We start from the raw sequence: 21,134 nt of genomic DNA, 5'->3' as shown, positions 1-21,134 counted from the left end.
TTTGTGAAATAAGTACACCGGCTTCCTTGGGGGGAGCCGGTGAAGGTTTGAATTTCATGGTTCAGCAATATCAGCTGTTCGATGAATTAGTTCGCAAGAATGTACTGGTTCAGGATCGCTTTAAGCATTTCTTGGCGTCCGGATTCATTTTTACGAGGGGAATCATTGTTCAGGGCGTATTCGGCCAAGGAAGCCAATGTCGCCTTGCCTGCCACAACGTCTGCCCCGATGCCTTCCTTAAAGCTGCTGTAGCGCTTCTCGATGAAGTCCTCGAATACGCGGTCTTCGATAAGCTTCGCTGCCACTTTCAGGCCTTTGGCATAGGTGTCCATACCAGCGATATGGGCCAGGAACAGATCTTCCGGCTCGAAGGACGGACGGCGAACCTTCGCGTCGAAGTTCACGCCGCCGCGGCCAAGGCCGCCGTTCATCAGCACTTCGTACAAGGTCAGGGTAGCATCGTAGATGTTTACCGGGAATTCATCCGTATCCCATCCGATCAGCATATCGCCCTGGTTCGCATCGAGGGAGCCGAGCATGCCGTTGATGCGCGCTACCCGAAGCTCATGCTCGAACGTGTGTCCAGCCAGTGTAGCGTGGTTAGCTTCAAGATTCAGCTTGAAGTGCTTATCGAGGCCGTATTTCTGCAGGAACGCAATGGTCGTTGCAGCATCGAAGTCGTATTGATGCTTCGTCGGCTCCTTCGGCTTCGGCTCGATCAGGAACTGGGCGTCAAAGCCGATTTCCTTCGCATAATCGACAGCCATATGGAACAGGCGGGCCAGATTATCCAGCTCAAGCGCCATGTCGGTATTCAGCAGGGTTTCGTAGCCTTCGCGGCCGCCCCAGAACACGTAGTTCTCAGCGCCGAGACGCTTGCCCACTTCAAGGCCCTTCTTGATCTGTGCGGCGGCATGGGCATATACGTCCGCATTGCAGGTCGTGCCTGCGCCATGCATGAAGCGCGGGTTCGTGAACATGTTCGCCGTGTTCCACAGCAGCTTCTTGCCGGTAGATTTCATGTGCTCTTCAATAGAATCGACAATCGTGTCGATATTGCTGTAGAACTCGCGCAGGCTGCTGCCTTCAGGAGCGATGTCCACGTCGTGGAAGCAGAAGTACGGCAGATTCAATTTCTCCATGAACTCGAAGCCGGCTTCTACGCGGGCTTTCGCAAGGTCCATGCCGGAGTATTGACCCCAAGGGCGAACGGCGGTATCTGCGCCGAACGGATCGGAGCCGCCAGCGGTTAATGTATGCCAGTAAGCCATGGCGAAACGCAAATGCTCTTCCATCGTTTTGCCGGCTACCACTTCGGTCGGATTATAAAATTTAAAAGCATAAGGATTGGTCGATTTGCTTCCTTCATACTCTACTTTGCCGATGTTATTAAAATAAGCCATTGATTGAGTCCTCCTATACCTTGATAAGGTGTGGTTAACGCTTACAGGGATATCCTAACACAGTCGGGCGAACTTTGTCTATTGGTTAAACAAAGTAATTTGCAACCGGTTTGCCCGCGTTGGCACACTTGTCCTTCTCGCCATGTGGCTGCCCTTCCAAGGCACATCCGTTCAACAAGGCCCTTGGTCCCCCTGCTCCTCCTCGACCTGTTGCATTTTCCGGCCTTTACGCCTAGACTATGAGCATATCTAGTCTCAGTCAGCAAGCTAAAAGGATGAATATATCTATGACCAAAATTACCGGTGACCAGGCTCTGGTCAAGAAAATAAACCGCTCGATCATTCTCGAAACGATACGCCGGCATGCTCCCGTGTCCCGTGCCAAGGTTTCCGAGCTGACGGGGCTGAATAAAGCCACCGTCTCTAACCTCGTTCAGGAGCTGGCGACCCATCATCTGCTTCAGGAAATCGGCCCCGGAGAATCCAGCGGCGGCCGAAAGCCGCAGCTGCTCCTCTTTAACGGCCAAGCCGGCTACGCGGTCGGCGTTGAGCTGCGCGTCAACCAAATGACGGGCGTGCTGACGGACCTTGAAGGCAACATCGCCGCCGAGGCAGACGACTCGCTTGCGGAGCATGATGTTGAATCTGTTACGCAGCGCATGATTGCAATGATTAAGGAGCTCATGCAGCAGGCTCCTCCATCGCCGTACGGCATCATCGGGATCGGTGTCGGCGTGCCGGGCATGGTGGACGGCAACGGCACCGTCCTCTTCGCCCCCAACCTGGGTTGGGATATGGTGCCCTTGCAGCAGCGGCTGGAGGAGGAGCTCGGTCTTCCCGTGACCATTGACAATGAGGCCAATGCGGGCGCCCAAGGCGAGCTGAGGTTCGGGGCGGGACAGGATGCCCGCCACCTTCTGTATATCAGCGCCGGGAGCGGGATCGGCTCGGGCATCATCATTAACGGCGAGCTGTACAAGGGTGCCCGCGGGTATGCCGGGGAGAGCGGGCATATGTCGATCGAGGCCGATGGCAAAGCGTGCTCATGCGGCAACCGGGGCTGCTGGGAGCTGTATGCTTCGGAGAAATCATATGACGATAAGGGCGATCGGCTTCCGGCAAGGCGAACCTCGGCATTGATCCGCCATGCCGAGGAAGGCCATGCGGAGACCATCCGCCATTTTCAAGAGTTGGGGCGCTATTTGGGGATCGGCATCACGAATCTGGTGAACGGGTTCAATCCGCAGTCGGTCATCATCGGGGGACCGCTGTCGGATGCAAGGGCCTGGATCGGGGACACGCTGAAGCAGGTCGTTGCCGAGCGTACGCTGCCATATCACAAAGAGCTGATGGAAATCCGCTTTGCGGAGCTCGGCAGCCGCTCAACGATGATCGGCGCTGCTTATTCCGCCATTTCGCAATTCCTCGGACCGGTCAGAGTTTCGGTTCCAGCTACGTAAATGACTAGATTTTGCCATATTTCCCTTGTGGCGGATTAAGGCAAAATCTTTCGTTTTCCGCTATAATTAATCTTGTTCTGTCATGTTCAACCACCGTTTCGGTATGAAACGCGTGTGATGTTATAGCAAAGGGAGAGGAAACGCTCTAATGACCTATGTAAGCACCGAGGATATTTCCCCGCAAATGTTTATTACCGTGCTGCTGTTTCTCCTTGTGATTGCCCCGCTGTTCAGCCTTGGCATTATGAGGCTGTTTCAGGGCAAGAAAAAAGCCGGCTTCACCCTCATGGGCTCCGGCGTAGGCGTGTACATTGTGTTTCAATTGATCATGAGTCTGTTCTTCGACAAATGATGGGCAGGATTTCTCAGACCGGCGCGTCCGGTCATCCAACATGAAAAAGGCTCTTCCCCGTTTCGCGGGAAAGAGCCTTTCTTCGTATAGACGATCACAGGTTCATGCAGCTTAAGCTTAGCCTTCCGGGTTCAAAGCTTTGTTGAACTGAAGCTTGTTCATGCCGAGAATGCGGTGCTCACCGATTATGGTCAATGGTACGGCGCGTACGCCCATATCCCATACTTGCTGGGCATATTCTTCGTTTTGCTCGATATTGCGCTCTTCGAATTCGATGCCCTGCTCGGACAAGAAGCCTTTGACCTGCTTGCAGTGCGGGCAGTTATTCGATGTGTAGACAATGACGTTTTCCATGGTTCATCCAGCTCCTCTATGCTATGATTTTCGTTGCTTCTTCTATCTATCAGTTTACAATACGACCGCGTTATGTTCCAAGCTCTCGATGTACTTCTCGGCATCCATTGCCGCCATGCAGCCGCTGCCTGCAGCCGTAATCGCTTGTCTGTAACGGGTATCCTGCACGTCGCCGCATGCGAAGACGCCTGGAATATTCGTCTCGGACGTACCCGGCGTCGTCACGATGTAGCCGTTCGGATCCGTCGTAATGCTTCCGCCGAGGAAGCCTGTATTCGGATGATGCCCGATGGCCACGAATACGCCGCTTGCTTCGATCATCTCTTCCTCGCCCGTTTCGTTGTTCACCACTTTAATGCCTTTCACGCCTTGTTCGTCCGCAATGATTTCTTGCGGCGTGCGGTTCAGCGCCCATTCGATCTTCTCGTTTGCACGTGCGCGGTCCTGCATGATTTTGGACGCACGCAGCTCATCGCGGCGGTGCACCAGCGTTACCTTGGAAGCAAAGCGTGTCAGGAAGTTCGCTTCCTCCAATGCGGAGTCGCCGCCGCCAACCACGACGATTTCCTTACCGCGGAAAAAGAAGCCGTCGCATGTTGCGCAGGTGCTTACGCCACGGCCTACATTGTCCTGCTCGCCCGGAATGCCAAGATACTTGGCCGTTGCGCCCGTGGAGATGATCAGCGTCTCCGTTACGACTTCGCCCAAGCCTTCAACGTTCAGCTTGAACGGACGCTCGCCGAACTCTACGCTGTTGACCCAGCCCGTACGAAATTCAGCGCCAAAGCGTTCAGCCTGCTGGCGCATATTGTCCATCAGCTCGGGACCCATAATCCCTTGAGGGAAGCCCGGGAAGTTCTCGACTTCAGTAGTTGTCGTCAGCTGGCCGCCAGGCTGTGGCCCCTCGATCACGAGCGGGCTCAGATTCGCGCGAGCCAAATAGATTGCAGCAGTCAGGCCAGCGGGGCCGGTACCTATAATAACGGATTTATACATGTCGTTTCCCTCCTGTATATGTAACGCTTAATTATAATCATTATAAATTAATATTTATTATGATTCTATATTGACCGCATGTCAATAGACCATGCTGCAACCAGGATGAAATTATTGTGAAACCTTTGAAAAATTACAGCGATGAGTTCCAATCCATCGACCGTGGATTGTACAGGTTATCGTCGAGGTCGACATACTCCAATTGCGGTAGTTCACCAATAACAGCCGGGGCACTCGCCAAACGGTTTCGGCCCAGGCTCAGCCACCGCAGCTTCTTAAGCTCTCGCAGCTCAACAGGCACGTCCGTGATCGCCGTATAATTAATACAAAGGTTCTCCAGCCGTGACAGTTGCCCGATCTCGGGAGGAATGCGGTTTAACGATACATCCTGCCTAGGCAAAATAACGTCGACCGAGTCATGGTAGCTTCCACATGCGATGGTCAAATGTCGAAGTGAACTCAGCTTGCCGATCCCCGCCGGGATTTCCAGCAAATTCGCTGTATATACGGTTAACGATTCCAGGCTCCTTAGCTCGAACATTCCCTCGGGCAGGCGGGTCACATAGCTTTCGTGAACCATCAACTCCCGCAGGTCCGTCAGCTGACGAATGGACTCCGGTATTTCCGTAATGCCAAATCCGAATATCTCCAATCTGCGCGGCTGGTGAAACAGAACTGCTTCCCAAAACGCTTCAAACTCCCGATGCTCCGGCAGGCACAAAAACAAGCCGGGTACCTCTTGCGCAAGCCTTCTGGCTTCATCTTCCTCAACCTGAAGACCGCCCATACGTTCATGAGCAACTTGATACAAGAGCTCCCGGCCCTCATGGTCCACAAACGTCAAATCCTCTGGCAACCGGGGATGCTGCCAATCATATAATGCCGTTGCAGCCTCCTTCAACACAGCCGCAGATTCTTTGCAGCACCGGTACATATAAAATGACCCTGGGCTATATTCGATTCCCCTCCCCGGCGTTATATCCCTCTCAAACCTTAGTTCATGCTCCTCGCTCGTTATCGTGTACTCCTCAACGAGATAAGGCTCAAGCAGTGCAAAAATCCGCCCTGCCCCTTCCATCCATTCCGGATTGCCCTCACCAGCCAGCATGAATCGATCTTCGCCGTCAATGCATTGAAGGTAGCCCCTTCTTGCCACCATGAACATATCCGACCGTTCCACCGCGTAATCGATCAGCCACTCGTAAGCTTCGCCCCTGGGCGAATCGTAGATTGCCGCCATTCTCCTCCGCCTTTCCTTATCGAGATTCGCTACAAACGTCTGCTCCCTGCTTCATTATATGAAAAATCCCCTTCCTTCTCGAATATCGAAAAGAAAGGGGATCCGTTATGCTGGCATCATCATTTGAATCTCTTTCCCTAAGCGGTCAGTTTCCCGAGCGAAGAAGCCTTAATCCGTTCAGGATGACGAGAATCGTACTGCCTTCGTGTCCGATTACGCCGAGCGGGAGCGCCACGCCTTCCAGGAAATTCGCCGTAATCAAGGTAAGGATGACCGCAATCGCAAACACCATATTTTGCTTCACGATCCGCTGAACCCGGCGGGCTACCTTCACGGTACCTGCGATTTCATCGATATTATCGTTCATCAATACCGCATCCGCGACTTCCAGCGCCGTTCCGCTTCCCGAAACGCCCATGCCGATGCCGACCGTGGCCGTTGCCAGCGCAGGCGCATCGTTAACGCCATCGCCGACCATGACAACATGCCCATGGCGCTCACGCAGCTCTTTGATATGGTTGACCTTATCTTCCGGCAGCAGGTCGGAGAAAACCATATCGACGCCGGTTTGCTCGGCGATAACCTGTGCAGTAGCCTTCCTGTCTCCGGTCAGCATCGCCACGCGAATCCCCATCGACTGCAGCCGCTTAACGGCAAGAGCAGCCTCCGGTCTCACCGCATCCTGTAAAGCGATCATGCCGACAATTTCGTCATTTCTCATAATAACGGACACGGTCTTGCCCTCGGATTCCAGGCGTTGACGCTGCGCAATCCATCCGGCCTTCCCGTTCGGGCGTTCGGTCTGTGGCGGATGGTCGTTCTGATCTTTAATAGCTTGATGAGATAAGGAAAGCTCTGCTTCATCGGTTACGGCATCCAGCACATCGCTCTTGCCGATTTTCCAGATGTCGCCCTCCAGTTCGCCCTGCATGCCCCATCCCGTTAAAGATTGGCTGTTCTCTACCTGCTTCAGAGGCACTCCGGATTCCTCCGCAGCTCTTACAACCGCTATGGCGAGCGGATGCTTCGACATCTTTTCAACCGATGCGCTGATGGCAAGCAGTTCACGATCGTCCCAGCCTTCACCCGCAATGAAATCCGTTACCTTCGGCGTTCCAAGCGTCAGCGTTCCTGTCTTGTCAAAAGCAACGATCGCTGTACGCGCCATATTCTCAATATGCGCACCGCCCTTAAACAGCACGCCTTTGCGGGCCCGGTTGGAAATCGCCGACAGCATCGCCGGCATAATCGAGGATACCAGGGCGCAAGGGGAAGCAACGACAAGAAACACCATCGCTTTATAAAAGGCTGTGCTGAAATCCCAGCCGAACAGCGGTGAAGATAAAGCAATCAGAGCGATCGTCACGACGACGACGACCCGGGCGTAAATCGCCTCGAACCGCTTGATGAACCGCTGTGATGCCGGCACTTCGCTTTCCGCTTCCTCAACCAGGCGGATGATTTTGGCGAACAGCGTCGCGTCCGCCGACTTTGTAACCTCGATGTATAAGACGCCTTCTCCGTTAAGCGTTCCTGCAAATACTTCGTCTCCTACGGCTTTATCGACCGGAACCGATTCGCCGGTGATGGACGACTGATTCACGGACGAGCCTCCGCGATACACCTTCCCGTCCGCCGGAATCAGTTCTCCCGGCTTAACCAGAATCAAATCGCCGATCTCAAGCTTGGCGATCGATACCGAGACCATGTTCCCGTTCTCGATACGCAGCGCCGTTTCCGGCTGCAGCTCCATTAAGGAAGAGATGTCCTTGCGGCTTCTTTCGGTCGTGTAGCTTTCCAGCGCTCCGCTTAACGCGAAAATAAAAATCAGCATCGCCCCTTCGTTCCAGTAACCGATCGAGGCGGCACCCATGGCGGCGGCAATCATGAGCAGATTCACATCCAGATCGCGCTCCTTAAGCAGCGTCTGCACGCCTTCCTTCGCCTTGACCCAGCCGCCAATGGCGTATGAGATCACATACAGCGCAACGGACAACGGTTCCGACCATTGGCCGGCCATCCAAGCCGCCAGCATGAGAACCCCGCTGCCCAATGCAGCCAGCACCTCCGGATTGGAGAGCAGGCTCCGGATATCCCATTTTCCAGGCTGACGCGGCTCGCGCGGATCAGCTCCATGTTCGATTGAAGATATGCTTGCAGCTGTTTGACTTTGCATCAGTTCCATTACAATCACCTTCCTAGTTGAGAATGAGACCCATTATTAATGCCCTAAAAATGGCACATGCTGCCCCGGCTAAGCCGAAGCAGCATGCTAAATGAGAATGAAAATCATTTTTGATCTTATACAATTTATTTTCCCTAAACCAACTTTATACCTATATCATACTCACGAATGTCCCGTTTGTAAACCAGTTTTTGCCGGATGATCATAAAAAATTAAACAGGCAAAATTCAATAAAAAAAGCCTTCTGCGGGAATGTCCCTTGCAAAAGGCTTACTCGTTATCGTTCAATCCGTAAATAAGTCCGATCCTCGCTGTCGGTTACATCTAATGTTAGTCTAAGTGTGAAGCGCTCTCATTCCGGTTTATCCTTGAGAAGCTTGAGTTGCTTGGTTGGTTTGGGCGGTTTGGGATGAGGAGCATCTTCTGCGCAGCTCCAGCCGTGCCCCCAAAATCCGCACGGCGGCAAGATCCGTAGAGCTGCAGCTCACCTCATGGATTCCATGGCGGTAAACCATCTTCAGGTCGCCGGTTCCCGCCCCGTTCATCCTTAACGTTAACTGCGGCTTGATGCGCCGAATCCGCTCGATGATATCGGCAAAGCCCCTCGCCGCATCCTCGGTCAATCCCGGATCTCCCCCACTTTCGGTGCCCTCCATATCCAGGACGATCACATCCGCCATCCGCGCGATTTCCGCTGCCGCAGCCGGATTCGTTCGCTCGTCCAGCAGGGCTCCGTACCGGATGCGTACGAACCGCTTTTGGTCCATTAGCGTCTGCTCCGCAACCTCCTCGATAAAATGATGGATGTCCATAAATTCATCGGCGTGCTCAGGCTGAACGGCCAGAAGCTCCAGCTGGCACTCCATGTCCTGTTCCCCGCATTGCTCCAACGCCCGGAACATCGACTCCAGTTGGGCGTCCTGCGCTTCCCGCTCCTCCATCGCATGGGACAGCGCCGGGTCTTCCAGCAGGCTTACCGCACATCGAGACCCCTTCGCTGCCTGGAATACCGAGACCCAGTACGCCGTCCACAGCATAATCAGCCTCCGTCTCAGCATGGAAGACTTCTCTCCCCGCGACTTCAGCCAGGCCGTATACACTTCCTGCAGCAGTCCATGCTGGAGAGCTTCCTCGCCCCGGATCAGTCCGATGCCCTGGGCTCCTTGGCGAATATCGCGCTCTATCCTCTCAGGGACGGCGGTGCGGCTCATGACTTTAAGCCTCCGGTTCCTGTCACTCCATCCGAGCAGCCGATGCAAGGAGGGGCTGATGGTTCCGCTGTGCCGAATTCCCGAAACCCGAAGCGCTTCGTCGATGTCCTCCGGGGCCGCCAACAGCAACAATACCTCCTCATGCGTTATACCGCCCGCCATCGCAAAATGCTTCAGCAGATCCGTCTCGGGAGAGGAATCGCCGGCCGCAAAGTCCACGGCATTCACGGCTTCCCCATTTAAACGCTCTCCCCATTCGCTGCCGGTTCCCCATTGCCTTTCCGTCATGGTTATCGTTCTACTCCCTTTCGCCATGTATTGGATGTTGCCGCCTACCTTACAGCGTATTATGAAACATTTGGAAATATACAGTACACGGGATAAAAGCCGCGGAAAAATCTCGGTACATAATACGAGCGGGGCGCACGCCCGCCTTTGGCAAGAAACCATATTCCAAGGCACGGTGCTTTATGGGCCACATCTGCTCATCATCCATTTGACGAGACGTATAGAACATTTAAAATGGAGGAATGGATTCATGCCGGAAAACGAAAAGGAGAGATCGACATGAGAACCGATTACGATCATTGGAGACCCATTAGCATACCGGATGCCGTCAGGATTTTTGCCGATATCCCTGTGCATTGGTATGTCGCAGGCGGTTGGGCTTTGGATTTGCATTTGGGGGAGCAGACCCGAGAACATGACGATATCGATATCCTGATTCTTCGTGAAGAGCAGGCCGTCGTTTACGCCGCATTAGCCCAAGACTGGACGCTGTACAAAGCTGATCAAGGAACCTTGTCGTTATGGGAGGAAGGCGAATATTTGTATTCTGTCGGGGATGTGTGGGTCAGCAAGGATCATAAAGCCCCATTTTCATTTCAAATCATGTTGGTGGAAACCGAAGGGGACCATTGGATTTATCGCAGGGAACCATCGATCCGAAGGCCGCTCCGAGATATAGCCTTGAAGACAGAACAGGGAGTCCCCTACCTGAAGCCGGAGATACAGCTCTTGTACAAAGGGGGCAGCAAGAATATCCGCGAAAAAGATGAGCAGGATTTCATGAAGGTCCTTCCCTGCCTCAACGACACGGCTAGAGTATGGCTTGCCCATGCGCTTCGGACGCAATTTCCAGAAGGCCATCCCTGGCTCGACTCTCTCAATACAATGGCTTAGCTGCCATTTAGCATCAAAAAAAGGGCACCATTCCCCAAATGAGGAAAGTGCCCTGACATCTTATTTGAAAATAGTTCGATTGGCCTTACTTCTGGCTGGCCGCAATCGCCTGCTCCAAATCATACAGGATGTCGTCGATGGATTCCGTACCGATCGATAGCCGCAGCAGCTCGGGATTCACGCCGGCACTGACTTGTTCTTCCTCGCTCAGCTGCTGGTGCGTCGTGCTGGCCGGATGAATGATCAGCGATTTGGAATCGCCGACGTTGGCCAGATGGGAGAACAGCTTCACGTTCTCAATGACCTTCTGCCCGGCTTTGGCGCCGCCCTTAATGCCAAACGTCAAAATAGCACCTTGGCCCTTCGGCAAATACTTCTGCGCCAGCTCATACGAAGGATGGCTTGGCAGCCCCGCATAGCTGACCCACTCGACGGCCTCATGCTTCTCCAGATACTCGGCAACCTTCAGCGCGTTCTCACTATGGCGCTGCACGCGGAGATGAAGCGTCTCCAATCCTTGCAGCAGCAGCCAGGCGTTAAATGGAGACAGCGAAGCCCCGATATCCCGCAGAAGCTGTACGCGCGCCTTGATGATATATGCAATTGGACCGACGGCCTCGGTATACACGACGCCATGATAACTTGGATCCGGTTCTGTCAATCCAGGGAATTTGCCGCTTGCGCTCCAATCGAACTTGCCGCTGTCGACGATAACGCCGCCGATCGATGTTCCGTGACCGCCGATAAATTTGGTTGCCGAATGAACGACGATATCGGCTCCATACTCGATCGGGCGCAGCAAATACGGGCTCGGGAACGTGTTGTCTACGATGAGCGGAATGCCATGCTCATGGGCGATTGCCGCAACCGCTTCCACGTCTAGCACGTTTCCTTGCGGGTTGCCGATCGTCTCAGCGAACAGCGCTTTCGTCTTGTCGTTAATGGCAGCCCGGAAGTTCTCCGGATTCGAGGAATCGACGAAGTGCACCTTGATTCCGAGCTTTGCCAGCGTGGTGGAGAATAGATTATACGTGCCGCCGTACAAGCTGGAGGAGGAAACGATCTCATCTCCCGCACCGGCAATGTTCAGAATCGAGAACGTAATAGCGGCTTGTCCGGAAGCTGTCGCCAGTGCGCCTGCTCCTCCCTCCAGCGCCGCGATCCGCTTCTCGAATACATCGGTCGTCGGGTTCATGATCCGCGTATAAATATTGCCGAATTCCTTCAAGGCAAACAAGTTTGCCGCATGCTCGCTGTCCTTGAAGCCGTAGGATGTCGTCTGATAGAGCGGAACGGCTCGGGATAGGGTTGTCGGGTCGAGCTCCTGGCCGGCATGAACCGCTAACGTTTCAATCGATAGTTGACGTTCTTCTGACATGGATGTTTCCTCCCTTTTCTTCATATGGAAAATAGTATGATTGCTGATTTCCATCATTCTCTCATACTTTCCACAGTTTGAAAAGAGTCATTACCAACTATTTTCATCGGAATTAGAAGTTTTTTTCTGCGGCTTTTATTTATCTTTATCCTCACCGTGCGGATTTACCTTGCCCCAGCCGTATCCCGCTTCCGGCGACGTATCCTCCGGCATCCCCGGAAGGATGAGCCCCCCGTCGATGCGCAAGTTGATGCCTGTAATATAGGATGCTGCATCCGAGCATAGCCAAGCGATCGCTTCACCAATATCGGAAGGGGTTCCGAGCCTCCCCAGCGGAATTTTATCTCCAAGCGGCTCCTTCTCGGCGGATTGCTCCAATTTGTGAACCGTAGCCCCCGGCGCGACGCAGTTTACCCGGATTCCATGCGGCGCCCATTCCAGCGCCAGCGACTGGGCCGCACGAATCAAAGCTGCCTTCATGCCGCCATAAATGCTGTCCTTCGGGTAAGCTCTTTCGCCGCGCGAGGAGGTGATAAAGATGATATTGCCAGGGATCTCGCGGGCAATCATTTCCCTGGCTGCATATTTGCTAAGCAGCAACGGAGCCCTGAAATCGAGGTTGATGGTCGTATCCAGCTCCTCTTCCTCCATTTCGGTGAGCTCCTTATGAAAGCCGATCCCGGCATTGTTGACCAGCAGATCTATGCGTTCAAGCTGCTCCACCGTCTTGCGGATCGTGTTCTCCGCTTCGCTCCGAATCGTGAGATCGCTCTGGATGATCAGAGGCTCCTTGCCATAGATATGGCCGATATCCTCGGCAACGGATAATATCCCCTCTTTGCTCGAGTTGTAGGTGAGCGCGAGCCGATATCCTTTTTCCGCCAAAATCTTCGCAATGCCTCTGCCGATTCCTGCTCCTGCTCCGGTCACCAGCGCTACCTTCTCGACTCCTTGTTGTCCTGCGGTTCCCATAATACGTCTCCTCTCGCATCGATGATTTCATGCGTACATCCGTGAAGATGCACACACCTACTAACTATTTTTACCCGGATCCCCAAAGATTGATTTGCCCTGAAGATAATTGTTGAAACCGCATCCAATATATGACGTATATAAAAGCATAGGTCTGACGATACGAAGGAGCGTGAACTTATGGGTTCGATGTTGTGGGTGATCGCCGGCGTTCTGTTCGCAGCATTTCTGATCATGATCCCTGTCCAGTATCGCTATATCAAGGAACTGAATGAGGACCCTCGAAGAAAAGGCATCAGTCAGGAAGAGTATTATAAAAAGATGTCCTTTCAGGAAGAGCAGCTTCACTACAACGCGCAGAGTTCATTCTGGCCATCGGCCATGGTTGCAGCTTGGATCTATCGCTGGAGACACAGAAAGAAGGGAAAGGGTTAAACCCATCCTTAACGGAGATTTAATCCAATTCGAATGTCATGGTCCGCGGAAAAGAAAAAAATCATCGTCCAAACGGATGATGATTTTTTCATATATTAGGTTTATTTACAAGAGCGAAAAGAGAAGAACATTTAGCCGCGTCTCGCCAATGCATCCATATGGAGGAAAAAGGCATCCTCCAGTGTCGGCTCCTTCTCCAAAAATTCGGGGCCCGGCTGCTTTTTGGCCATCAGGCGGACCTTCATGCGTTCATCGGTCATTTGAAAATGAATGAGCCTCTCTTGCGGAATTCGTTCAAAGTCGCTGAGGTCCACCTCCCCCTCCCATACGCTTGAGGCTACGCTCAGCTTCCATTGCTGCGGCGATCCGTTGTACCGAAGGCGCCCCCGGTGAATCCAGATGACATTATCCGTCGCCTCTTCCCATTCGTTCAGCTCGTGGGCGGCGACAATGACCATCCTCCCCTTGGCGTATTGGGTAAGGTAGGTGATCAGAAATTTGCGTTCCTCGGCGTCCATCCCGTTCAGCGGCTCATCCAGAAACAGAAAGGACGGCGAGGCCAAAAGGGCTTGCACGACCGCGATGCGCCGCTGCACCCCCTGCGATAAATGCTTGACCTTGCTTTTGCGGAACGGCTCCAGCCTGAAGTCCCCGATCAGCTTGTCGATCGCTTCCGGCTGATAGACTCCCTTCAATTCAGCCATATACTTCAGCAGCTTGCCTGCCTTCATATCCCCGTACAGCTCGATATCGGCCGGAACATACCCGATCTGGCTCCGGATGAGCGGGAGATGGTCTGCAGCCTTCCTACCGCTGTACAAAATGTCGCCCGCGTCCGGTGTTTGAAGCGTGGTCAGCAGCTCGATCAGCGTGGTCTTCCCGGCTCCGTTCGCGCCAACGACCAGGTTGAGGCCGGAGGAAATGACCGCCCGCTCGATCTCCAGCCGATACGTGCCGGCCTGCCGCTCCAGTCCTTCGATCCGAATCATGTGGAAGCTCTCCAGGACGCAGCATTCCATTTGAGGCTGCGGCCATAAGAGGATACGAGCAGTGAAACGCCGATGATCAGGAGCACGATATCCGTTGCCATTTTGCCGCTCATGGAAACCCCGTGATCCATGATTTGTCCTTGGAGGATGATCCAGAGTCCATACACAAGGACGGCCGAGACGAGCGAGGCGATCATTCCTTTCCGAAACAGCATATACATGGCGGCTCCGCCGGTGACCAGAAGTATGCCCATCCATTCGAGAACGAATGGCCCGAACAGGAACGTTGAATTTTCGGCTTGCATCGATTTGAAGCCAATAACGATCGTGCTGAGCAGTGCCATTCCGGTCACGATGCCTGTGACGAGCAGCAGCCGAGTATACAAGACTAGCGCCGGCGGATACGGCGTCAGCGTCTCCACAGCCCGCATCCCTTTATCCCATGTACGGCTGCTGAATAGCATGGACACGATGAGCAGAAGCGGGGTAATCAGCGGAAATATGCCGCCGGGAAGCCCACCGAAGTGATCCAGCGGATAGGCTGGATCGATCAGCAGCACCAGCATCAGAAATACCGCGCTGCTGGTCAGCAGAATGGATCGCTGATTCAGCCTGAGCTGGCTGCGGAGGATCTGCTTCAGCGACGGCGGATCCACCTGGGGATTGAAATCAAGCTTCGGTGATTCCGGCTCAACCTTAAGCAGATCGAACTCCCCTTGGAGCGAAGCAATGAGCCGTGAGGTTTCCTCCGGTGTCGGCGGAGGGAGAATCGCGCGCCGAAGCGGTCCCCGCAGCTCGTCCTCAAGTTTTCCCAATTCACGATCGAATGGATGATCCATGGATACACACCTCACTTTCTGTAGCCTTGCGCCGGTCATCCGGCTCTTCTTCCGTGCTTGAACGGCTCAGGACCTTTCTCTTGGAACGGCCTCCCCGTTCCGATCTTCCGGCCGGGGGCATCGGAACCAATTCTCCTTGCTCTTGGACCAGCGTTTTCTTTAGCTTTCTTAATCCGTTATATAGATGCGTCTTTACCGTGCTAAGGGGGAGGTCCACCAGATCCGCGATTTCCTGAAGCTTAAGGTCATGGAAAAATCTTAGCGTAATGATCTCTTGCTGAACGTCCGGCAAAGTACCGAGCGACACCGCAATTTCATGGGACGTCTCCTGCCTCTCTATCAATTCCTGCGCCCCGGGTGCGGGATCATGGGCATCCGGCAGCTCTTCACCGGCAAGCCCCTCGGACCTGTAGGCTGCGCTTTTCCAGTAATCCTTACACATGTTCAGGGCTACGCGGTACAGCCAGGATCTGACATGTTCCAGCGTCCCATGGGTCCTCAGATGCCGGATCAGGCGGATAAACGTTTCCTGGACGATATCCTGCGCCTTTTGCCTGTCGGTCAGCTGCCTTGTCGTATAGCTTAACAGCGGACCATGGTACCGGGTGACCAGCAGCTCGAACGCCTCCTGATCACCCGCCGCCATCCGTTCGGACAGCTGCTGATCGGAAATCATGCCCCTCCCCCCTTTCTGGATCGATATATCCGTAATTTACCCATTCCGTGCCTCATCCATCAATCGATGCCTTCCCGATTGAATCTCGGCACTGTTATCGCATGCAGAAGCCGTTATTCCCCAACCGTCTGCTTCCATCGCTTCACCCATTCCTCATAAGTGACCGGAGCCTCCGGCTTCATCGCAGGATACCGTTCCGTATCCGGAAACTGAAGGCCGTGCCCATAATAATGGGCGAGCACTTTCTTGACCTGTTCTGCCTTTCCTTCCTTCATCGCCCGCCGGACTTGTCTTGCCATTCCGATCCCGATCTTATTCTGCGGATCGGTCCCGTCCCCGTTCTTGAACAGGAGCTCCTGGACTGATCTTAAGTGTCCGTAAGCACTGCGCAGCTGTTTATCGCTCAGCCCTTTTTCCTCTATATAATACACGTACCAGAACAGGCTGCCGATTTTATTCCGGACATCCTGCTCCGGATGCTCATAATTGCCATAATAAGCAGGCTGATCGCCAAACAGCATGTAGTTCACCCACTCACCCGGCAGATTGCTGCTGAAGTAGGTATACTCCCTTGAGGACAGGATGAGGGAATGCTCCGCGTGAGGCCACTCGATCCCCTGTCCCAAACACAGAATGGTGTCGATGTCCGTGGACATTCCCGGAATCCATGCTGCAAAATAATCATACTTCCCTTTCAGTTCCGTCAATAGTCCCTCAGCCCACTTTTCCAGGTATGGGGTTGTCACAATACGCACCTTGAAATCCGGCCGATGCACTTCGGTCCAGAAGCTTCCCCCGTACAGGGAAACATTCTGCCCGATCCCCTTCGACTCGAAGATCTGGTATCCGGGCCCTCGCTCGACTTCCTTCAAACTGCTGTATAGCGGCTTTGAATATCCCTCTACCTTCAGTTTCATATCACCTACAGAATACCGCTGAATCCCGTAACGCCGGGCCAAGGTAATGTAAGGCGAAGACGTCTCGACCTGCTTGAGGTAAACATGCTGGTGGCCGGGAAGCGGATACCAGGCCATATGGCCCTCGAGCTTCACCTCGTCTCCAAGACTGAAGGCCGCAAAATCATTACGCGAATAATCGGTGCGGTAATCCATTACGCTTCCGAAATAAACCAGCTCGGCCTCGATTTCCTGCCGCGAATTCGCCGGAAGACTGATTGTCAGCATCTCCCCCCGCCTCCGGTAAGGAGCGTCGTTGCCTTGAATTCGAACACGCTCCAACGTGAAGAAACGGTTCAACGTCAGCGGAAGCTCCGACTTCCCTGCCAGCTCCCCAGCGGGGATTCGAAGCCGGGCTGTGACTCGCAGATTATCGTTAGGGAGCCGTTTCAGCTCGAGATCATAGGAGGATACCGTAAATATCGTTGCCGGCACCGGATCATCGGTAAGCCCGATGGATGGGTCCGATAGCTTGCTGCCCAGCTGCTCATACCGCTCTGCCCATAAGCTGCCGTATGGCATGAAGATGGCTCCAGCCAACACGAGGGCTGCCACCGCCGCCGCCCAAATCCTTTTTACATGCATCGTCGGGCGCTTCCGGTTCAGTAGCAGCAGACTTACCGCGAGCAACAACCCCGTAAAGGCCAGCACGAACCAGCGCGAACGGGAGATATCCGCAGATATGAGGGCATAGCTCCAATTTTCATATTGTAATGCTTCGGACTGAATGAAGAACTGATTCAAATGAAAGACTTCGGCCGGATACCATCCGAGCTGAGTAATAATAAAAATATCCATGAAAAAGGTGCCGAACATCCATGCGCAAAAGCCGATCAAATAGACAATCCGATTCGGAATGCTGGCCCCCAGCACCATGGCCAGCGCAAGGGTGACCATATACGAGATCTCGTACTGCATGGCGAATTGCATCGTATAATGCATAGCGATTCCGCCCGCAATCCCCTGGCTGATCGAGATCGTGTAGAAGATAAACGCTGTCGGAAGCGTGAACAAGGACAAATACAGCATGCTTACGGCATATTTGGACGATAACAGCGTCAGGAACGATACTGGCAAGCTGTGATTCCACTCGAACGAGCGCCGTAAAACATCCCTTCGCATGGATAAGATGCCGATCAGCATCGCGGGACCGAGCGTCATCGTGTGCCCGAGCATATGAAACTTGTAAGCCATCGTATACAGGTTCTGCTCGGTGCCGCCTCCGCTATTCAACATGTTCATGGCGAACAAAATCGCATAGATGACCGGCAAGGATGCAAACACCGGATTGCCGAACAGCAGCCGGCATTCCAGCACGGCATGTCTCCACCATTTACACATCCCGATCCCTCCGCAGCAGGGCCAGATAGCCGTCCTCCAGGGACGGTTCAGCCGGGTGCGCACCCGCAAACGGCCTCTTTCCTACAAAACGGCACAAAATGCCTTCCGGTACAGCTTTCGTGGATACAACCTGCATCGGATCTACGCGGGAGAACGCATCGGCTGACAGCACCGCTTCCCACACTTGTCCGTTGCCGCAGGCCTGCAGCTCGCCGAGCGTTCCGGACATGACCAGTCTCCCCATGTTCATGACGGCGATCCGGCGGCAGTTGCTCTCAATGTCAGCGACGATGTGCGTGGACAGCAGCACGGTCCGGTCAATGCTAAAGCGGGTCAGGACGTTGCGGAACCGGACCCGTTCCTGCGGATCCAGGCCGGAGGTCGGCTCATCCACGATAAGGATATCGGGGGATCCGAGAAGGGCCTGAGCAATGCCCAGGCGCTGCTTCATACCGCCCGAATAAGTACGAACCTTCTTGTCGGCTTTATCCTGGAGATTCACCGTCTCCAAGAGTCTGGCGACCTCCTTTCTCCTCGCCTCCCGATCCTTTATGCCCTTCATTACGGCTGCGTAGTCGAGATAATCTCTGCCCGTCAGCTGCGGATAAATATGAAAATGCTGGGGCAAGTAACCGATCATCGGGCGAATCTCCTCCGGCCTTGTGATCGAAATGCCATTTACCCTCACCTGTCCGGATGTCGGGGCCAGCAGTGTCGCCAATATGCGCATCAGCGTCGTTTTGCCCGCCCCGTTAGGCCCGAGCAATCCGGTCATGCCTTTATCCAATTGGAGCGACACGTCAAGGAGCGCCCATGCCCCTTTCCGGTACGTCTTCGATAAATGCTCGATGGTAATCATGCAATAACCCTTTCAGCTATTTCTTATGGACCTGATTCGTTAAGCCGCGCGGCTTCTGTATTGAAAACGAACAGGGCGGAAAAAAAGTTTAACCAATGCATCTAAATGAACAAAAAAATGCGTATAACGTAGCGCAGCTTGTAACGCGGCCAAATCATTGTAGGCCAAACGGAAGGCCATCTCAAGATCAGGTCAAAAAGGCTTGGAGTGCTAAATCATATAGCCATGCCTTTCGGAACAGCCTTGCCTTTTGGAAATACCATGTCTTTCGGAATTAATTACCTTGCCCTTTAGGACGCGGCACCAAATCCAGACTGCCACTATAAAAAGCCCGTTATCCCTAACGGATAGCGGGCAGTGCCTGCTGGCAATTCATCCGCTCAATCATTTACGGACTGAATCATTGACCGCATGAATGGTTCAGCGATGCTGCTCATACCGGTTGGCCCGGGTGATCGCCTGAACCCGCTGAACAACCTGCGGAGACAGCGGCTCCATCTCGCCGGCGGCTAGATTATGAAGCAGCTGATCCAGCGAGCTTGCTCCCGGGATCGTACAGGCCACAGCAGCATGGGATAATGCATATCGAATGGCGAGATGGGACACATCCATGCCGTCTGCATGCTCTTCCAGCTGCTTCAGCAGGCTCAAAAGCTCGTCCTTGCTGTAATCCAGATAGCCCTTCTCCGCCTTGGCTTCGCCGCTTCCCGACAAGATGCCTCGCGCAACCGGCCCCCGGGCGATAAGGGAGATGCCTTGCTCCTTCAGCAGATCCAGCACTTCTTCCTCAGGCCTCCGATCCAGAATGCTGTACTGGCTCATGACGCTCACGATATTCGAGCGTTTCGCATACTCCCGAATCACATTGGGGCGAATCGACGATATCCCGTAATAGCGGATAAGTCCTTCCTGCTTCAGCTCCTCGAACGCCTCGATCGTCTCATCGATCGGATCGTCGATCGTCCCTCCATGCAGCTGGTACAGGTCGATATAATCGGTTCCCAGCCTGTGCAGACTGTCCTTCACGGCCGACTTGATGTACGCCTTCGAGGGATCCCATACCCAGCCTTCCTGGCCGGGCACGCGCCGGTTCCCGACTTTGGTCGCGATGATGACATCGCTGCGCCGTCCGCGCACGGCCTTGCCGACCAATTCCTCATTTCGTCCTTCATCGTACAGATCGGCCGTATCGAGGAAGTTCACGCCCTGGTCCAGCGCCTCATGGATCAACTTAACAGCCTTTCCTTCCTCCGTACCCAGCGACATGCAGCCAAGACCAATTTCGCTTACCAGCAGCTCCGAAGAACCTAACCGATTGAATAACATGCTCCATTCCTCCTCATCATATATCCATCATGCTCTATTCTCATCCATTACTTACCCGATAATATCGCTCCAGATTTTAACGGCGGTGAGTGCAATCAAACCGGCCAGTGCATACCGGAGCAGTCGGACATTCAGTCTTCGGCTCACCATCGCGCCGATCGGTGCCCCGAGCAGGCTTCCCGCGACCGCGAACAGGGACGGCCACAGCGGAATGTCTCCCGAAGCCAATTTGCCGATCACCCCGCCGACGGCAGACAAAAACACGATGGCAAGCGAAGAGGCAATCGTGATCCTTGTCGGAATTTTCAGGACGGTCAGCATAATCGGAATCAAAATAAATGCCCCGCCCGCACCAACGATGCCTGCAATCCCTCCGACGAGAAATGCCGATCCCGAGGCGATCCACGGATTGAAGGTAACCTCCTGCACCGTTCGGCTCTCCATCGTCGCCCGCGTAGGAACGATCATGAGCAGAACCGCGATAACCGCCAGGAAACCATAAATCACATTGATGGCCGCGCTGCTCATGACCATGGAGGACAGGCTTCCGATTAAGCTTCCGACCAGCGTGCTGACACCCATCTGCAATATCAACGGCCGATGGATATAGGCCTCTCCTTTACGGGAGCTTACCCGGTTCGCCAGCATCCCTGACAAGGAAGCAAAGAAAACCTGCAGCATGCTGATCGCCGCCACTTCCTTGGAGGTAAACACTTCAAGGCCAAACCATTCAGGCATGTACAATAAAAGGGGGAAATTGATAATCGCCCCGCCGATCCCGAGAAGTCCCGAGAAGAAGGAGCCGATAAGGCCGATTAAGACCATAATGACGAGCTGCATGATCATGATGATCGATCTCCGTTCTATTAGATTGATTGACCACCTTCATATAGATGCCACGCCCCGCTCCGCCGTGGAGCCTATGCACGCGGTACGAAAATGAACAAATCTGGGCGCAGGTGGCTATTGAAAGTGCCCGG

General features: G+C 53.9%; 19 protein-coding genes. 4 read left to right on the top strand and 15 right to left on the bottom strand.

What is annotated here, in order from left to right; translation table 11 throughout:
• Positions 1 to 86 precede the first annotated feature (86 nt).
• Complete coding sequence (xylA, locus tag MKX76_RS27185) at positions 87 to 1,403, bottom strand: xylose isomerase (protein WP_028405759.1); 1,317 nt, start codon at positions 1,401 to 1,403, stop codon at positions 87 to 89.
• Positions 1,404 to 1,690: 287 nt separating this feature from the next.
• Between xylA and MKX76_RS27180 the strand changes: the two genes are divergently transcribed.
• Positions 1,691 to 2,863 (top strand): ROK family protein, encoded by a 1,173-nt coding sequence (locus MKX76_RS27180; RefSeq protein ID WP_144870045.1) that lies wholly within the window; start codon positions 1,691 to 1,693, stop codon positions 2,861 to 2,863.
• Between the two features lie 148 nt (positions 2,864 to 3,011).
• A complete protein-coding gene (locus MKX76_RS27175) occupies positions 3,012 to 3,215 on the top strand; it encodes a hypothetical protein (protein ID WP_007131703.1) in 204 nt (67 codons plus the stop codon).
• Between the two features lie 117 nt (positions 3,216 to 3,332).
• Here MKX76_RS27175 and MKX76_RS27170 read toward each other — a convergent pair whose 3' ends face one another.
• The 5 genes from MKX76_RS27170 to MKX76_RS27150 form a co-directional block, all read right to left on the bottom strand.
• Complete coding sequence (locus MKX76_RS27170; protein ID WP_007131704.1) at positions 3,333 to 3,569, bottom strand: glutaredoxin family protein; 237 nt, start codon at positions 3,567 to 3,569, stop codon at positions 3,333 to 3,335.
• A gap of 54 nt (positions 3,570 to 3,623) precedes the next feature.
• Positions 3,624 to 4,565: a thioredoxin-disulfide reductase gene (gene trxB, locus MKX76_RS27165; protein ID WP_028405756.1), complete on the bottom strand. Its 942-nt coding sequence runs from the start codon at positions 4,563 to 4,565 to the stop codon at positions 3,624 to 3,626.
• 133 nt (positions 4,566 to 4,698) lie between these two features.
• Positions 4,699 to 5,805 (bottom strand): leucine-rich repeat domain-containing protein, encoded by a 1,107-nt coding sequence (locus MKX76_RS27160; protein WP_144873158.1) that lies wholly within the window; start codon positions 5,803 to 5,805, stop codon positions 4,699 to 4,701.
• Between the two features lie 145 nt (positions 5,806 to 5,950).
• Positions 5,951 to 7,990, bottom strand: a complete 2,040-nt coding sequence (locus MKX76_RS27155) for a heavy metal translocating P-type ATPase (protein ID WP_341034919.1) — start codon at positions 7,988 to 7,990, stop codon at positions 5,951 to 5,953.
• Between the two features lie 362 nt (positions 7,991 to 8,352).
• The gene (locus MKX76_RS27150; protein ID WP_144878265.1) at positions 8,353 to 9,489 is read right to left on the bottom strand and encodes a PEP-utilizing enzyme, TIM barrel domain protein; all 1,137 of its coding nucleotides are present in this window, start codon (positions 9,487 to 9,489) and stop codon (positions 8,353 to 8,355) included.
• A 279-nt stretch (positions 9,490 to 9,768) separates the two neighbouring features.
• On the opposite strand from MKX76_RS27150, the gene MKX76_RS27145 reads away from it, so the two are divergent.
• Positions 9,769 to 10,383 carry a nucleotidyltransferase domain-containing protein gene (locus MKX76_RS27145; RefSeq protein ID WP_144873178.1) on the top strand — a complete coding sequence of 205 codons (615 nt, stop codon included), beginning with the start codon at positions 9,769 to 9,771 and terminating at the stop codon, positions 10,381 to 10,383.
• Positions 10,384 to 10,468: 85 nt separating this feature from the next.
• Here MKX76_RS27145 and MKX76_RS27140 read toward each other — a convergent pair whose 3' ends face one another.
• Positions 10,469 to 11,785: a homocysteine synthase gene (locus tag MKX76_RS27140; protein ID WP_260842871.1), complete on the bottom strand. Its 1,317-nt coding sequence runs from the start codon at positions 11,783 to 11,785 to the stop codon at positions 10,469 to 10,471.
• A 111-nt stretch (positions 11,786 to 11,896) separates the two neighbouring features.
• Positions 11,897 to 12,733 (bottom strand): SDR family NAD(P)-dependent oxidoreductase, encoded by an 837-nt coding sequence (locus MKX76_RS27135; RefSeq protein ID WP_144878266.1) that lies wholly within the window; start codon positions 12,731 to 12,733, stop codon positions 11,897 to 11,899.
• Between the two features lie 180 nt (positions 12,734 to 12,913).
• Between MKX76_RS27135 and MKX76_RS27130 the strand changes: the two genes are divergently transcribed.
• On the top strand, positions 12,914 to 13,168 hold the full coding sequence (locus MKX76_RS27130) for a DUF3949 domain-containing protein (protein ID WP_144878267.1): 255 nt from the start codon (positions 12,914 to 12,916) through the stop codon (positions 13,166 to 13,168).
• A gap of 131 nt (positions 13,169 to 13,299) precedes the next feature.
• On the opposite strand, the gene MKX76_RS27125 is transcribed toward MKX76_RS27130, so the two are convergent.
• From MKX76_RS27125 to MKX76_RS27095, 7 genes are all read right to left on the bottom strand, one after another.
• Complete coding sequence (locus tag MKX76_RS27125) at positions 13,300 to 14,157, bottom strand: ATP-binding cassette domain-containing protein (protein WP_007131713.1); 858 nt, start codon at positions 14,155 to 14,157, stop codon at positions 13,300 to 13,302.
• Entirely contained in the window at positions 14,154 to 14,996 is an 843-nt protein-coding gene (locus MKX76_RS27120; protein ID WP_007131714.1) for a hypothetical protein, read from the bottom strand. Before MKX76_RS27120 ends, MKX76_RS27125 begins: the two co-directional genes overlap by 4 nt.
• Entirely contained in the window at positions 14,974 to 15,672 is a 699-nt protein-coding gene (locus MKX76_RS27115; protein WP_144872281.1) for an RNA polymerase sigma factor, read from the bottom strand. Before MKX76_RS27115 ends, MKX76_RS27120 begins: the two co-directional genes overlap by 23 nt.
• Positions 15,673 to 15,785: 113 nt before the next feature.
• Positions 15,786 to 17,969, bottom strand: coding sequence for an ABC transporter permease (locus MKX76_RS27110; protein ID WP_144881268.1), 2,184 nt, complete (start codon positions 17,967 to 17,969; stop codon positions 15,786 to 15,788).
• Positions 17,962 to 18,828: an ABC transporter ATP-binding protein gene (locus tag MKX76_RS27105; RefSeq protein ID WP_144878269.1), complete on the bottom strand. Its 867-nt coding sequence runs from the start codon at positions 18,826 to 18,828 to the stop codon at positions 17,962 to 17,964. The genes MKX76_RS27110 and MKX76_RS27105 overlap by 8 nt, the downstream gene beginning before the upstream one ends.
• Positions 18,829 to 19,248: 420 nt before the next feature.
• The gene (locus MKX76_RS27100) at positions 19,249 to 20,154 is read right to left on the bottom strand and encodes an aldo/keto reductase (protein ID WP_144878270.1); all 906 of its coding nucleotides are present in this window, start codon (positions 20,152 to 20,154) and stop codon (positions 19,249 to 19,251) included.
• A gap of 51 nt (positions 20,155 to 20,205) precedes the next feature.
• Positions 20,206 to 21,000: a sulfite exporter TauE/SafE family protein gene (locus MKX76_RS27095; protein ID WP_341034918.1), complete on the bottom strand. Its 795-nt coding sequence runs from the start codon at positions 20,998 to 21,000 to the stop codon at positions 20,206 to 20,208.
• Positions 21,001 to 21,134 lie beyond the last annotated feature (134 nt).

It is taken from the genome of Paenibacillus sp. FSL R5-0810, assembly GCF_038002285.1.
GTDB classification, from domain to species: Bacteria; Bacillota; Bacilli; order Paenibacillales; family Paenibacillaceae; genus Paenibacillus_AQ; species Paenibacillus_AQ lactis.
The sequence above is the reverse complement of the archived record's forward strand: the minus strand, read 5'-3'. Positions and strand labels throughout refer to the sequence as shown.